Source organism: Chryseomicrobium palamuruense, from assembly GCF_042649045.1.
Taxonomy (GTDB): domain Bacteria; phylum Bacillota; class Bacilli; order Bacillales_A; family Planococcaceae; genus Chryseomicrobium; species Chryseomicrobium palamuruense.
Window position 1 is genome coordinate 147,389 of record NZ_JBHSEF010000021.1, and the last position, 12,670, is coordinate 160,058.

General features: G+C 43.7%; 22 protein-coding genes. 3 read left to right on the plus strand and 19 right to left on the minus strand.

Features of this window, described 5'->3' with window-relative positions; genetic code table 11:
- Positions 1–61 precede the first annotated feature (61 nt).
- The 12 genes from ACFO0S_RS07960 to ACFO0S_RS08015 all read right to left on the minus strand — a co-directional run bounded on the left by ACFO0S_RS07960 (position 62) and on the right by ACFO0S_RS08015 (position 5,932).
- Positions 62–523, minus strand: coding sequence for a GNAT family N-acetyltransferase (locus tag ACFO0S_RS07960; RefSeq protein ID WP_378141282.1), 462 nt, complete (start codon positions 521–523; stop codon positions 62–64).
- Positions 524–1,711, minus strand: a complete 1,188-nt coding sequence (gene aac(6') / locus ACFO0S_RS07965) for an aminoglycoside 6'-N-acetyltransferase (RefSeq protein ID WP_378141283.1) — start codon at positions 1,709–1,711, stop codon at positions 524–526.
- Positions 1,708–2,076: a hypothetical protein gene (locus ACFO0S_RS07970; protein WP_378141284.1), complete on the minus strand. Its 369-nt coding sequence runs from the start codon at positions 2,074–2,076 to the stop codon at positions 1,708–1,710. The genes aac(6') and ACFO0S_RS07970 overlap by 4 nt, the downstream gene beginning before the upstream one ends.
- Positions 2,073–2,273 carry a hypothetical protein gene (locus ACFO0S_RS07975; RefSeq protein WP_378141285.1) on the minus strand — a complete coding sequence of 67 codons (201 nt, stop codon included), beginning with the start codon at positions 2,271–2,273 and terminating at the stop codon, positions 2,073–2,075. Before ACFO0S_RS07975 ends, ACFO0S_RS07970 begins: the two co-directional genes overlap by 4 nt.
- Complete coding sequence (locus tag ACFO0S_RS07980; protein WP_378141287.1) at positions 2,270–2,839, minus strand: maltose acetyltransferase domain-containing protein; 570 nt, start codon at positions 2,837–2,839, stop codon at positions 2,270–2,272. The genes ACFO0S_RS07975 and ACFO0S_RS07980 overlap by 4 nt, the downstream gene beginning before the upstream one ends.
- A 104-nt stretch (positions 2,840–2,943) precedes the next feature.
- On the minus strand, positions 2,944–3,348 hold the full coding sequence (locus ACFO0S_RS07985; protein WP_378141288.1) for an RDD family protein: 405 nt from the start codon (positions 3,346–3,348) through the stop codon (positions 2,944–2,946).
- Complete coding sequence (locus ACFO0S_RS07990) at positions 3,345–3,557, minus strand: hypothetical protein (RefSeq protein WP_378141289.1); 213 nt, start codon at positions 3,555–3,557, stop codon at positions 3,345–3,347. The genes ACFO0S_RS07985 and ACFO0S_RS07990 overlap by 4 nt, the downstream gene beginning before the upstream one ends.
- Before the next feature lie 43 nt (positions 3,558–3,600).
- The gene (locus tag ACFO0S_RS07995; protein ID WP_378141290.1) at positions 3,601–3,996 is read right to left on the minus strand and encodes a thiol-disulfide oxidoreductase DCC family protein; all 396 of its coding nucleotides are present in this window, start codon (positions 3,994–3,996) and stop codon (positions 3,601–3,603) included.
- Between the two features lie 68 nt (positions 3,997–4,064).
- Positions 4,065–4,487, minus strand: coding sequence for a hypothetical protein (locus ACFO0S_RS08000; protein ID WP_378141291.1), 423 nt, complete (start codon positions 4,485–4,487; stop codon positions 4,065–4,067).
- An 18-nt stretch (positions 4,488–4,505) separates the two neighbouring features.
- Positions 4,506–4,718: a hypothetical protein gene (locus ACFO0S_RS08005; protein ID WP_378141293.1), complete on the minus strand. Its 213-nt coding sequence runs from the start codon at positions 4,716–4,718 to the stop codon at positions 4,506–4,508.
- A gap of 63 nt (positions 4,719–4,781) precedes the next feature.
- Positions 4,782–5,420: a FusB/FusC family EF-G-binding protein gene (locus ACFO0S_RS08010; protein ID WP_378141294.1), complete on the minus strand. Its 639-nt coding sequence runs from the start codon at positions 5,418–5,420 to the stop codon at positions 4,782–4,784.
- A 110-nt stretch (positions 5,421–5,530) separates the two neighbouring features.
- On the minus strand, positions 5,531–5,932 hold the full coding sequence (locus tag ACFO0S_RS08015; RefSeq protein ID WP_378141295.1) for a hypothetical protein: 402 nt from the start codon (positions 5,930–5,932) through the stop codon (positions 5,531–5,533).
- 99 nt (positions 5,933–6,031) lie between these two features.
- Between ACFO0S_RS08015 and ACFO0S_RS08020 the strand changes: the two genes are divergently transcribed.
- Positions 6,032–6,274, plus strand: a complete 243-nt coding sequence (locus ACFO0S_RS08020) for a hypothetical protein (protein WP_378141296.1) — start codon at positions 6,032–6,034, stop codon at positions 6,272–6,274.
- A 41-nt stretch (positions 6,275–6,315) separates the two neighbouring features.
- Here ACFO0S_RS08020 and ACFO0S_RS08025 read toward each other — a convergent pair whose 3' ends face one another.
- On the minus strand, positions 6,316–6,741 hold the full coding sequence (locus ACFO0S_RS08025; protein WP_378141297.1) for a protein-tyrosine phosphatase family protein: 426 nt from the start codon (positions 6,739–6,741) through the stop codon (positions 6,316–6,318).
- Positions 6,742–7,056: 315 nt separating this feature from the next.
- Positions 7,057–7,215, minus strand: a complete 159-nt coding sequence (locus ACFO0S_RS08030; protein WP_378141298.1) for a hypothetical protein — start codon at positions 7,213–7,215, stop codon at positions 7,057–7,059.
- Between the two features lie 13 nt (positions 7,216–7,228).
- On the opposite strand from ACFO0S_RS08030, the gene ACFO0S_RS08035 reads away from it, so the two are divergent.
- On the plus strand, positions 7,229–7,492 hold the full coding sequence (locus ACFO0S_RS08035; protein ID WP_378141299.1) for a hypothetical protein: 264 nt from the start codon (positions 7,229–7,231) through the stop codon (positions 7,490–7,492).
- Here the strand turns inward: ACFO0S_RS08035 and ACFO0S_RS08040 are convergent.
- The 3 genes from ACFO0S_RS08040 to ACFO0S_RS08050 all read right to left on the minus strand — a co-directional run bounded on the left by ACFO0S_RS08040 (position 7,489) and on the right by ACFO0S_RS08050 (position 9,767).
- Positions 7,489–7,872: a DnaJ family domain-containing protein gene (locus tag ACFO0S_RS08040; protein ID WP_378141300.1), complete on the minus strand. Its 384-nt coding sequence runs from the start codon at positions 7,870–7,872 to the stop codon at positions 7,489–7,491. The two genes, ACFO0S_RS08035 and ACFO0S_RS08040, sit on opposite strands and share 4 nt — an antisense overlap.
- A gap of 288 nt (positions 7,873–8,160) precedes the next feature.
- Complete coding sequence (locus ACFO0S_RS08045) at positions 8,161–8,697, minus strand: isoprenylcysteine carboxyl methyltransferase family protein (protein ID WP_378141301.1); 537 nt, start codon at positions 8,695–8,697, stop codon at positions 8,161–8,163.
- Entirely contained in the window at positions 8,688–9,767 is a 1,080-nt protein-coding gene (locus ACFO0S_RS08050) for a type III polyketide synthase (RefSeq protein ID WP_378141302.1), read from the minus strand. The genes ACFO0S_RS08045 and ACFO0S_RS08050 overlap by 10 nt, the downstream gene beginning before the upstream one ends.
- 250 nt (positions 9,768–10,017) lie before the next feature.
- On the opposite strand from ACFO0S_RS08050, the gene ACFO0S_RS08055 reads away from it, so the two are divergent.
- Positions 10,018–10,554, plus strand: coding sequence for a superoxide dismutase family protein (locus ACFO0S_RS08055; protein ID WP_378141303.1), 537 nt, complete (start codon positions 10,018–10,020; stop codon positions 10,552–10,554).
- Between the two features lie 326 nt (positions 10,555–10,880).
- On the opposite strand, the gene ACFO0S_RS08060 is transcribed toward ACFO0S_RS08055, so the two are convergent.
- On the minus strand, positions 10,881–11,366 hold the full coding sequence (locus ACFO0S_RS08060) for a VanZ family protein (RefSeq protein WP_378141304.1): 486 nt from the start codon (positions 11,364–11,366) through the stop codon (positions 10,881–10,883).
- Positions 11,363–12,670 (minus strand): D-serine ammonia-lyase, encoded by a 1,308-nt coding sequence (locus ACFO0S_RS08065; RefSeq protein WP_378141305.1) that lies wholly within the window; start codon positions 12,668–12,670, stop codon positions 11,363–11,365. Before ACFO0S_RS08065 ends, ACFO0S_RS08060 begins: the two co-directional genes overlap by 4 nt.

The following is a 12,670-nucleotide window of genomic DNA, read 5'->3' on the forward strand; positions in this document are numbered from 1 at the left end:
CCTAAATTCATGCGTCAAGGTTCTATTCTACAACAGAATCTAGAAAGATACGAAAGATATCCTAACGAGCCATTGGGTCGTTAAGCGTTTTATACCCGTGAGATTCATAGAATTTCCGACCTCCCTCACTCGGCCAGACCATCGTGAATTCTGCACGCTGATCAGTGAGCCAGGCATTGGCATGCTCAATAAGCTCCCCGCCAATCCCCTTCCCCCGGAAGTCCGGTTTAGTATAAACATTGGTCATGTAGTAGAAAGGGTACGGCATACGTTCCGGACGGACAATCTTATCAATCTTTTGTAAGTAGATATGAGAAACGAGCTCTCCTTCCACTTCAGCTACCCAAATAGCCCATCGGTCGCTTCCGAATAAATCATCTGCCTGCGCTAGGAATGTTTGATGAAATTCTTGACGAGCCTCTTCTGAAGCATCGATATTATAATCTTCTGCCGTAAAGTCAAACCGCATATCTGCTAGTGCCGACGCATCAGCTAGATTCGCTAATCGGTAGATGACCTCCATTTACTTACCCTCCAGTAAGTCTGTCACAAGATAGATTTCACCGTTTGTCACATCACCTGCAAACAAAAGGTCGCGAAGGGCATCGGCAACAGTGCGTGGCGAGCGTAAGTCACCTTTTTCTTTCAGTTCTTTAAACCGACCCAAATCCGCAAATGCATCGGCAGAAGAACTGCGAATCGTTTCTTGCATGCCTGTGTCCATCACACCCGGATTATAAGCGATGACCCGGTGCGAACTCTGCGACTGCTCAAGCTCTAACCCTGCGACTTCGGTGTGCATATTGATGGCAGCTTTCGTGCTGTTGTAGACACTCCACCCGGAAATCGGACGGGACCCTGCCCCCGATGTAACATTGACAATCGTCAGTTGCACATCTGTACCGCGCGCATGTTGGAACAAACTGTTTGTCATCAGCATCGGTGCCATCACATTGACGCGGAAGGCAGTTTCCAAACGGTCCGGATCCAGATTTCCTACCCTTTCGATGGGGTCAATCACACTCGCATTGTGAATGACCGTCACACGTTTCGCTCCAATCTTTTCAATCTCTTGCCACACATGCTCTGTAGCTGTAAGCGGGACCCCTGACTTTGATAAATCATATAAAAGGGATGTGACTCCTGACTGAGTGGCAGATTCCGTTCGAGAAATCCCGATGACCGGAATTCCTTTTTCTACAAAACTTTCAACTAGACCTTCTCCCAATCCTTTTGAAGACCCCGTGATAACAACACAATCCATCATTTGACTCCCTCCAATGGTTTTTATATAAGAAACTGTTCGATTTGCTTCTTGAAACCCCAGTCTTTCGTGCATCTGTTGACTTTCCACATTATGTAGTTCGACCTCACTTCCGAATTCTGTACACCCGCGGCGGAAAGCCCATTGTTCTGCTACTTCCACCAATTTACGAGCAATGCCTTGGTTTCGCATCTGCTCGTCTACATATAAACCTTCTAAATAACCGACCGGAGATGAGGAAGAACCTTCTACATAATCACGCCGTAACTGAACTTGTGAAAATCCAATAGCTTCATCATCATTCCATGCGACAAAAAAGGCAGCATCCTTATCGCCTACAAATCCAACAAGTTCGTCTTGCCACTCACTCGGTGTTTGGCCAGGCCATAAACCGTTTAGTAAAGGTAAGAGTGTCTCGTATTGATCATCTTTGAGTTGTGTGATCATTTGTTGCCATCCCCTTCCGCATCCGGCACGTCATGGAGGCTGATTTCATTATTAAGCACCGTGATCATCACTTCATAATTGCCTTTCCGGTAAAATGTCGTTGGTCCTTGGTCACTTGTTTTCTCCCAACCGCGTTGCCAAATAATCATCTGATAATCTAGGGGTAATCCTTTATCCTGCTTCGCTTTGTCCCATGTATAAATGGTCAAGCCCTCTGTCTGCTCGATGCGTTCGGCAGATTTTGCAATCGGAAAGCCCGCGTGCGCATCCAATGAACGGTACTGGCTGTTTTGGTAGGCATAACTGACAACTACGACATTGGTAACAAGAAGCACGATAAAAGCGAGCCATTTCCATCGTTTCATGAGTGGTTCTCCTTTCGGTACCGATACGTTTCAAAGAAGGCGAGCGCGAGTAGAATAACTGTGATGCCAATATACAGCCAAAGTGTCCCCAGTTCTTGAAGTCGTTCGCGGTAAATAAAGATAAAAATCAGTGCGGCTATAGAGACGATATAATGAAAAATCATTAACATTAAACGCTTTTCTCGTGTTGATTTCATGTCTGACTTCCTGCTTTCAATTGTTTGATAATACGAGCCGGATTACCACCTACGACAACGTCACTCGGTACATCTTTGGTGACGACCGCTCCGGACGCGATGATGGCTCGATTTCCTATCGTAACGCCAGGTAGAATAAGAGCGCCTCCCCCAATCCATACATCGTCGCCGATTCTAACAGGAATGCCATACTCTCTCCCTGATGAGCGTTCAACAGAATCCAGCGGATGGGTAGCTGTATAGATGTGAACACCAGGCCCAAGCATGCACCGGTCTCCAAACCGGATTTCACACACGTCGAGAAACACACAGTCAAAATTAGCAAAGAATGCTTTTCCGGTTTGAATATTGTAGCCATAATCCACTCGGAGGGACGGTTCAATGACCGGGATATCCGTGGTTTCTCCTAATAGTTGTTGTAAGATCTCTTCACGACGTTTCGTTTCTTCAGGCAACGTCAGGTTATATGTATAAACTAGTTGGCGGGCTCGGGTCCTTTCCGCGACGAGTTCAGGATCTTGGGCAAGATACATTTCCCCTGCAAGCATAGATTCTTTTTCGGTCATTTTCTATCACACCCCTTTCTTCTATTATCGCGAATGTGACTTAAAAAGACAAAGAAGATAAAAAGCTGCACACATAGTTTAGATGTGTACAGCTTTCATAAACTTTAGTTTACTTCACGCACGACGGTGCCAAATTTTTGATCATGTGGATAGGCGCTCCCGTCTTTTCCTTCAAACCCTTTGCGGTCTTTTAGATAATCAAACGTACTTACCATATCGCGATAAACTGCTCGTTTCAGGACTTGCTCACAGCTTGGATTCTGTCCATCTTCTGTTTCTAATTTGAGACCCACTGCTTTGTAGCCTAGTGTTTGTCCATTGTTCTTCATTTGGATGGCCTCCATTCCCCACATGACAAATGTAGGCAACAACGTTGCGTAAACGGCTTCCGCTGAGCGATTTTTCTTAGTGACACTTTTAAGAGCCGTTTCAATTCCGATGGATACTGCTGTAGCAATCACCGTATCGATCAATATCGCTTTGGTACGTTTTTTACTAAGTTCTTTCATGCGAGCACTCCCTTTTTCTTTAAATATCCTTGGATTATAAGCCAAAAGATGGTCCCCGTCACAAGGCTTTGTATCATCCAGTAGAAGGTTGTGAATGTCGTTCGCTCGTCTCCTGGTTGGTACATGTACGTTAACACCATTCCGGAAATCCATTGTCCAAGTGCTATTGTGATAAACGCAAGTAAAACCATGCCAAGCCAAAATTTCATATTCCTCACCTCTTCATACGTACGAAAAAACGTTGAAAAAGTTTCAATCAATGAACCGAGCACGCACTTCCGGAGGCGGAATTTCACACGCATCCTTTTGACCAAACCATTTATAGCGGTTTCGAGCAATTACATGGTACCCTGCGTTACGCAACGATTTAGGAAGTATTCGACCTACACTCAACATCTTCCATGGACCGTCTAGATGACGGGCTACTTGAAATGCAGCATCTGATTCCAGATAGGCTTTTCCGTTTTCAATAAAGATAAAGCTGTCGATGTCAGATGGAATCTGATGCTGTCGTAACAACTGTTGACCTGTCTCACCTTGAAGGGAGGTGAAATGGATTGTACCCGCTGTATTGTGCTTCCAAATAAATTTCACGCTGGCATCACAGAAGTTACAAAGCCCGTCGTATAGCACGAGTGATGGTTCCATATGATTTGCCTCCTCCCACTAGAGCTATCACTTAAAGTATAGCACTAAACCCTTTGTCGAGGGTTCTGTTATTCACCGTATTGTTTCACATGGCTGCGCTGATTGCGGAACGACATCGTTCCCACAATGATGACTAAAATGCCGACCACGACTAAGAGCGCTGTCCAAATCGAGAAGCCGCTCCCTTTCGGTTCTGCATAATTCGCTAGTACGAACACACCTGGTTCTTTTTCCACTGCGATGGTTTCACGTCGATCGATTCCTTGGACTTCATAATAAAACGTTCCGACAGGAAAGACATTGGATGCCCCGTTTTCAATCTCTGTAGACATTGTCGTCACCTCGCCAATGGCCGTGCCAACGTCTTCCGGTAAAATTTCCTGAGTTGTCACTTCATATACTTTCCCCTCATGCACTACAAACTCATAGGCTGCATACGCAGGCGTTGCAAAAAGAAGCGTTAACAAGACTATACTATGTACTATTCTCATGCTGTTAGATGTCCTCACTTACTCATAATATTTTTCCCGTACAAACAAATCACTGATTTTCCAGACCGTTATCTGAGCAAAGATGACACAAAAAAACATGACTCCGATGCTCATCAGCAACACACCCGCACCAGATAATGCAGGCAGGAATTCATTCCAAAGCCACTCCGCTGTCTGGTAATACAGATAGATAAAAGCAATCCATAGCAAAAACCGAACCAAGGAAAACATGTCGCTCACCCCTTTGAACTTCATAGCTACTCCATAAGTTCTCCATGGCTCCGACAAAATCCTCTAATTTCTTTTCAAATTTTCTTCGATGAAGCTAAAAATTTGCTCTTCGTTGTCAAGATTTGCGTTACATACGGCAGGGTCTTCACAAATGTAGTGACTATAGGAGGTAAATGCGTCTTCGGCCTTCCCTTTTACAGTGGCCGTAAACAGGTTGACGAGTGTATGATGACGGCAGATACGGCAGATACCTTTGACCGTATCTGACTGGGTCACTCCTTGAAGCGTCTTCCAGTCTTCGTCCTGCCGCGTCACAAAGTATTGCCGATGCGTCCCAGAATCCTTCCATGATAAATACGTCACTGATTTCCAATCATATGCATCAAGTTTTGGTAAGCGCAGTCGCTTCTCTTTCTTAAAGAGTTTCTTGACGACCTCTGCTTGCGGATAGGTAAACGGAATGACATAGGCTTTTAACGCATGTAAAAACAAGTCTGCATGGGTACGATCTTCTACCTCTAAAAGTTGCCTAATGATTTGCTCCGTTTCCGGACGGTCAGGCAGCTGGGCAGCCAGCTCGGTCTCAATTAACCCTTTTACTGCCGCAATCACGTCTTTATCTTTAGAAGCCGTACGTGCATTTAATAATTTTGTGACTTGTGTAGTGATGAATCGTTCGTTGGCTACTGATAAAAACTCCATCTAATTCGCCCCTTTCTCGTTCTATCGTATCATGCACCACCACACAAAAAAAGTTCCTACACATAGGCAGGAACAGGCCTATCATTGAGAGGTAGAGTGAATAGTGGCCGCTATCTATATGTATACCAGAGATATCGACCTTCTTCAGGAAGCGTCACATATGTGCTTTCTTCTAAAGATGTGTCTGTTGCGATGCCTGCACCGAGATGGTCGAGCTGAACACCTGCATTCACTCTTACATCTGACACGTTGATGATTTCTACCATCTTCCAGTTTGGTGAAATCCTTTCTATAACGGCCACATGATAGGTGGATTGCATTTCGTTAGGCTCGACGAGAACAGCAACTGCCCGTCGGTTTCCAACTGATTCGAGGTGGATCATTTCATTGTCTGGTGAAAGTACCGCTTCTTCTAAAAGACCGGGTAGCGAGTCTCGAACGGTTTCTTCGAATGGATTCGTGCATCCAAACAGCACAAGGAAGAGCATGCATAGCATAAGTATTTTTTTCATCCTCCGACCCCTTTTTACATCATATTACCATTTTTATAAACAAAAGGTTTCGTTTTGAAAGAATATTTTGTAAACTGAATTAAAGGGAGGAAAGTTGATGTGATTTTTTGGTTACCAATTTTTTTATTGCTGTTCTTCTTAACTGTGCAAGCAACATTCGCAGAAATGGGTGTTGTCCGTTATTCTCTTCTAGCTATCAGTACACATACTATCATTGTTTTCGTCTTCTTCACGGACCACCCACTTACTTGGTTCATCTATATCTTGACTATCCAAATGTGGGCTTTGTTCGTAGTCACCCTTTATCGTCGCAACAAATGGCGTGAAGGCAAATTGATTTAAAAAATCCCTCCTAGCTAATACTGATGCTAGAAGGGATATTTTTATTGCTCGTATAACTCCGTAAGGGCATTGCTGAACTCCGGTTTCACTTTCACTGTATCTCGTACACTCTGCACTTGCTGAATGGCATCCTCTACGGTCGAAGCTCGACCCATTTCAAGTAGAACGGCAGCAGCAATGGTTCCCGTCCGGCCACTTCCTCCTTGGCAGTGGAAGAACACTGACTTTCCTTCATCAAAATCGGAAACAATCTGCTGAGCGACTTGCTTTATTGAATCCGCTTGTCCACCTTCGTCTTCTTTTAATGGTAACGACACACTTTGCGGGGTCGACAGTTCGCCTTTTTCCGCTGCTTCCGCACGTAAATCATAAATCACATCCACATGTTCTTTCTCAGCTACTTCTCCTGCTGCAGCCGCCCCACCAATATAGACCTTACCTGGGATTAATTCATTATAAGAACTCATCGTATCATCCTCCCTTTTTCTCTTATCTTCACTATACCCGATTCGGTTTTTTGTACGCTATGCTAAACTTCTAATCGTTGGTTTCATTACGCTTTTCATTGTGATTTATGTGATCGAAACACCTAAATAGCCAATATAAATAGCCGACTTCCTCTTGACTAGGAAACCGGCTTTTTTTATGCATTCTTTATTTGCATTCGGTTGATTTGCCAAACAACGAGTGCGATAACCACACAAATGATGGCTATGTATAAAAAGATTTCTTTGGACATTAGGATATACGGAATTAAAAGATGAACCTCCCTCACGTCTTACTTACATAAATAGAATCATCATCCCGATGGCTATTCCCACAATCCAGTACGCAAAAGTGATGACAAATGCTTTTCCACCGGAAGTACCACCTACTTGCATTAACACTTCCGGACGATCCCCGATTTCTTGAACTTTTTGTTTTGTGAATTCAAAATACATCTTATTCCCTTGAATGCCCACGTATTTTGCTGATGAACTGGCGGGAAATGCTTCTACGCATCCAGTGAAGTTAAATACCACCCAACTCGACGCTTTAGAGACACTGAGAAAGGAAATCTATGCGCTTCAAAATGAGATTGAGTTTGCCAAATCTTTAAAAGCTGAAATGAATGAAGATATCCAACCCGAAGATTACATGCTCGACTATTTTGAAACGCTCGACTCCCACACACACTGGCGGTATCTAGAGGCAAATGAGTTTAATGTTACTGACTAACGCCACCGTTCCACAGCTTCCGAAAGGGTATCCAGTCGAACAGAGCCCTTTTGCATTGGAGGCGGACACTGCTGATTGTACGTATAAATCTTATCGTTGATGGACTTTAAACGAAGGTCCGCATCTCGCTTTTTGCCATTTTGTAGGTCTTGATCAAGTGCAATCAGGGCATCTCGAATCTGGTGTTGGAGATCCAGCCAATAGGGTTTGTAACCTGAGTCTTTTGCTAAACGTTGAAAATGCTGAAAGACATCGCCTTTTAAATACTCCTCTGACAAAGGTTTCCCCGCACCTGGCAGGTTATCCATGCCACCTGTTTTCGTATATTCCTTCAAAATCTCGCCAATCAAATCTGAGTAATGCGGTTGATCATCCTTCACTTCTTCCGCCTCCTTTTTCTTCTCTTTAGTTATTTCTATGCGAAAGTCTTCATTCCTACCGCTAAATGTGACAGATGAGGAAACAATCTTGGTGTTGTAAGGATAAGCGGTCATTCAACTTACAGAAAAGCGATTTTTCGTGACAGAACAGTAAATTGTTGTGACAACACGGGATTTTCATCCACCTAAAAAAGCGTAGCAATTATTAAACCCCAGGTCTTGAATCACAAGCCAAGTTTACTTGGTTTGCGATACAAGCCCTGGGGTTGTCTCATTTTTTCTTTATCATCAGAAAACTTCCTTATAATTTGTATCTTCAGACAGTGCTGCTTCTTCAATTGGAATTCGCACAGATAACATCCACAAATTTAATAAAGAAAACACAAATACAGTTATAAATGCATTGAACATTAATGGAATCACTAATAGTTCAAGAGCTACAATTGTGTAATTAGGATGTCTCATAAATCGAAAAGGTCCTTTTTTCACAACTGAAGCTCCAGGGAGAATCATAATTTTTGTATTCCAAAATCGTCCTAACGAGGAAAGTACCCATATTCTCATTAATTGAGTTATTGCAAAGATTATAAGAAGTGGTATCAAAAATAAGGATAACCCTCGATCTAGTAAGGTGAATTCGAGCAAGAGGCTAATAAAAAATCCGACGTGCAAAGCAACCATAAATGGATAATGACGTTTGCCCACTTCATACCCACCTTGAGATTTAATCCACTCTTCATTTCGCTTCGCTATAAATAATTCAATTATCCGTTGAATAATGACAAATCCGAAAATGGTAAAAAAAACGAGTTCATTTATGTCCATTTTAAAAGCACCAATTCGCCACTGAACCCTGGACCCAGGGCGGTTAATAATCCAATATCTCCAACACTCTTCTTCTGCTTCATAAATTCTTCTAACACATATAAAACCGTTGGGGAGGACATATTGCCGTTGTGCTTTAATACTTCTCTCGATATATCCGTTTGAGTAGAATCGAATCCCAATGCTTTTTCATACGCAGCTAAAACTTTTTTTCCACCTGGGTGTGCAATAAAATGATCAATTTGTTCTGCTGAGAATTGATACTCGTTTAAAAATTCAGTTACAAAAGGTTCTAACCATTTTTCAATAATGGAAGGGATACTTTTCGAGAAGACCACATGCAGACCATCATTTTTCATATTCCAACCCATTACATCTTCTGAATTATCCATTATTTTAGAAGCTGTAGCGACAAAACTTGGACGAGGTTCACTTGAAGAGACTTCCACTTCATCTCCACAAACTAAGGCACATGCAACTCCGTCAGCAAATAAAGAAGCCCCTATCAAATTGCTTTTCGTGTAGTCATTTGGCTGAAAGGTGAGGCTACAGAGCTCAACACACAAAACAAGTACCTTCGCTTTTGGATACGCAAGGCAAAATTCAAATGCACGACTCAAGCCGGATGCACCACCAGCACATCCTAAACCCCAAATCGGAATTCGTTTGACGTAATCCGAAAATGGCAATTGGTTTGTAATACGTGCATCAATACTAGGCGTTGAAAAACCAGAACTGGAAATGAAAAAAATTCCGTCAATCTCTGAAGGATGTATAGGCTTTTTTAAGAAATTGGAATTGTTCAAGCAAGCATCAACCGCGAGCGTACCATAAGAAGTAGCTAACTCGATATATAGACGATTCCTTTCTTCTAAATCATGTGGATGTTCGAACCACTCCATCGGTACACAAAACTGTCTCGATTCTATTTCACCATTTTCAAATACTTTTAACATCCGGTCTAAGTCGGTGTAGTGATCGGTAAATAAATTCTTCAACAATAAAGCTGCATCTTTTTGAGAGTATGAATACGGCGGTTTATATGAGCTGATTGAATGGATGTGTGGCATACAGATTCTCCTTGTATGGTTCAATAATAGTCTCAGCTTCTCCATAACAAAGAAAGTATATTCAAAAAATGGATGTTCAATAGGTAGAATCTTGTATTCTTTTACGGACACATAGTTGGGAACTGCCGTAAACCATTAGTGGATGCATTGCATGTATCGTTGTACGATTGACAGTCATCCTATAAAGTATAATTATTGAAAATAAAGCCATCATGCTAATGACACGTCATTAACATGGAGGTTCTTAATTTTGAAGAAGTGGATGTTGATAGGGTTTATTTTGCTTATGACAGGGTGCAGTAAACAAGATATGATGATTCCAGTAAGTGGAGAGATTCAGCATAAGCTTGCTACATCAATTGTGAATTCGGAAGGAAAAGGAATTGGAACAGCAGAACTGACAGAAACAAAGAAGGGTGTTAAAATCCGGTTAATTTTAAGTGGTTTAGAGCCAGGTGAAAAAGCAGTTCACTTTCATGAAATTGGGAAGTGTGAGGCACCGAAGTTTACAACAGCTGGAGCTCATTTCAACCCTTCGGATAAAGAACACGGCTTTGATAATCCAAAAGGGTTTCATGCTGGTGACCTGCCTAATTTAGTTATCTTGAAAAACGGCACGGTAGATGTTGAAATAGTAACTTCCAATGTGACGCTTGAAAAAGGGCAGAAGAATTCATTACTTGATGCGGATGGTAGTGCACTTGTTATCCATGCAGGACCCGACGATTATGTAACAGACCCTTCAGGGAATTCTGGAGATCGCATAGCTTGTGGGATTATAGAATGAGTAATACCCAAACACGCCAAGCGGAACGCAGTCACCAATTAGGGTTTCGGTCTTAACGGCCTTTGTTTCGGTGCTAATCGACTTAGTTTCGGCACTAAATCGATTTGTCATGACAAACTGATTTTAGGGAAACGAAACACCCACCATCCCCTAAAAAACTCAGCTGTCCAAGCCCTTGCTAGTAAGCCCTTCCCCACTTCAAGCTTTTGTCCTACCCGCTGGCTTACTCGGCGACCCAGGGTCCGACCCTGGGTTCGTCCCACCCACCGACCTACTCGGCGACCCAGGGTTCGACCCTGGGTTCGTCCCTCGGTCCAAATATGGCCTTATCCACTCGTCTTCAACTCCCAACGTGATTGCTTCACAAGCTTTTCACCTAATTGATAGAGACCCCAACCCATTAAGGCACTCGGAATGTTTAAAATGAAATCATCGACATCGAAACTGCCGCGCATGGTTAAAAGTTGCACGGACTCAATCACAAAGAGGATTGCGATAAACGTTAGAAGAAACGGCATAAGCGGACGTAAGCGCCGGAATAAAAGCGGCAGGAAAAAGCCAAATGGTGTGAATGCAATCAAGTTCCCACCTAAGTTCCGGACGATGATCGATAGATTGAGTGTTTCATTCTGGTAGGCGGTTATGTATTCACGGATGGTCGCAAGGGGCACAAAATTTGATGCATACCGAATCTTTTCAGCAAACGAGTAATCCGTGAAGGAACCAAAGCGTCCAGACACATAGAGCAATGTCAGCAGCACAACCAAGTATCCTGCGAAACTCATCCAAGCAAAAACCCGGACCCACTTCACGGCCTTGCCTCACGAGCCTTCGCAAGATACTCGCTTCTCATCTCCGCTGGCACCATGCCACCACCTGTTGCCCAGATCAAGTGCGTAGCACTCTTTGCATTCTCAAGTTGTCCGGCCCGAGCAAGATGAACCGGCCCAAATAAGCCAGCTAAGGCGGACGGTTCCAAAAAGACCCCTTCCATTTCATGAAACTTGCCAAGCAAAGCAAAGAGCGTCTCATCTGACACAGTATATGCCCCAGCAAGCATCGGCTTCATCACGTTTCCTACGAATCCTGAAGCACGTCCGACAGCAAGTCCATCCGCTTCCGTTTTGTTATCAAGACCAATGTCTTCTACAGAAATTGCGTCGTGTATATCCGTAACAAGTCCAAGCAACATACAAGGAGAATGCGTCGGTTCCGCGAAGAAACAATGCACGTCATCGCCAAACGCATGCTTGAGCCCAAACGCGACACCACCTGGTCCTCCACCCACTCCGCATGGGAGATATACATAGAGGGGATGTTCCGCATCGACAGGTAATCCTTTTTGTTCCAACTGCTGTTTCAATCGAAGCCCTGCCACGGCATAGCCAAGGAATAAATCTGTCGAATTTTCATCGTCGATAAAGTGGCAGAAAGGGTCCGCTGCCGCCTGTTCCCGCCCACGTTCCACAGCAAGACTGTAGTCGCTCTCGTACTCGATGACTTCCACACCCTTCTCACGCAGCAATTCTTTCTTCCATGCTTTCGCATCCGCTGACATATGGACTGTCACATGGAAGCCGAGCTTTGCACTCATAATGCCGATGCTCAGTCCTAGATTGCCTGTTGATCCAACAGCAATGGAGTACTTTGAGAAAAATTTACGAAACTCTTCGCTTAGAAGTTTCGCGTAATCGTCCTGGACATGTAAGCGACCCGCTTCAATTGCCAAGGTTTCAGCATGCTTTAAGACTTCGTAAATACCGCCCCGCGCTTTAATGGATCCGGAGATCGGCAAATGGCTATCGTACTTCATGAAAAACCGGCCCGGAAGTGCCACAGTATACGCCGCTTCAAGTTCCCGCTGCATGCGCGGAATCGGGTCCAATACAGATTCAATGATGCCTTTGGATTTCTCAGTTTCCGGGAAAGCGAGCTGAAGGTACGGCGCAAATCGCTGGAGGCGTGCTTCCGCATCTAAAACGTCTGCGTAGGTAAGAGGAGCTTTTTCGAGTGCCGCTTTCGTCGGTTCCAAATGGGGATTGGTCCAGAGCGTCTCGGTATGCGCCTGTAGCTGTTCAATGATGGGGAATTGTTTGATTAGATCAGCAGTATTCAT

Bases quoted from the DNA above. Each gene is read 5' to 3' on its own strand.
- ACFO0S_RS07960 (WP_378141282.1), bottom strand. From the start codon at position 523: ATGGAGGTCATCTACCGATTAGCGAATCTAGCTGATGCGTCGGCACTA.
- ACFO0S_RS07970 (WP_378141284.1), bottom strand. From the start codon at position 2,076: ATGAAACGATGGAAATGGCTCGCTTTTATCGTGCTTCTTGTTACCAAT.
- ACFO0S_RS07975 (WP_378141285.1), bottom strand. From the start codon at position 2,273: ATGAAATCAACACGAGAAAAGCGTTTAATGTTAATGATTTTTCATTAT.
- ACFO0S_RS07980 (WP_378141287.1), bottom strand. From the start codon at position 2,839: ATGACCGAAAAAGAATCTATGCTTGCAGGGGAAATGTATCTTGCCCAA.
- ACFO0S_RS07985 (WP_378141288.1), bottom strand. From the start codon at position 3,348: ATGAAAGAACTTAGTAAAAAACGTACCAAAGCGATATTGATCGATACG.
- ACFO0S_RS07990 (WP_378141289.1), bottom strand. From the start codon at position 3,557: ATGAAATTTTGGCTTGGCATGGTTTTACTTGCGTTTATCACAATAGCA.
- ACFO0S_RS07995 (WP_378141290.1), bottom strand. From the start codon at position 3,996: ATGGAACCATCACTCGTGCTATACGACGGGCTTTGTAACTTCTGTGAT.
- ACFO0S_RS08000 (WP_378141291.1), bottom strand. From the start codon at position 4,487: ATGAGAATAGTACATAGTATAGTCTTGTTAACGCTTCTTTTTGCAACG.
- ACFO0S_RS08005 (WP_378141293.1), bottom strand. From the start codon at position 4,718: ATGTTTTCCTTGGTTCGGTTTTTGCTATGGATTGCTTTTATCTATCTG.
- ACFO0S_RS08010 (WP_378141294.1), bottom strand. From the start codon at position 5,420: ATGGAGTTTTTATCAGTAGCCAACGAACGATTCATCACTACACAAGTC.
- ACFO0S_RS08015 (WP_378141295.1), bottom strand. From the start codon at position 5,932: ATGAAAAAAATACTTATGCTATGCATGCTCTTCCTTGTGCTGTTTGGA.
- ACFO0S_RS08025 (WP_378141297.1), bottom strand. From the start codon at position 6,741: ATGAGTTCTTATAATGAATTAATCCCAGGTAAGGTCTATATTGGTGGG.
- ACFO0S_RS08030 (WP_378141298.1), bottom strand. From the start codon at position 7,215: ATGTATTTTGAATTCACAAAACAAAAAGTTCAAGAAATCGGGGATCGT.
- ACFO0S_RS08035 (WP_378141299.1), top strand. From the start codon at position 7,229: ATGCCCACGTATTTTGCTGATGAACTGGCGGGAAATGCTTCTACGCAT.
- ACFO0S_RS08045 (WP_378141301.1), bottom strand. From the start codon at position 8,697: ATGGACATAAATGAACTCGTTTTTTTTACCATTTTCGGATTTGTCATT.
- ACFO0S_RS08050 (WP_378141302.1), bottom strand. From the start codon at position 9,767: ATGCCACACATCCATTCAATCAGCTCATATAAACCGCCGTATTCATAC.
- ACFO0S_RS08065 (WP_378141305.1), bottom strand. From the start codon at position 12,670: ATGAATACTGCTGATCTAATCAAACAATTCCCCATCATTGAACAGCTA.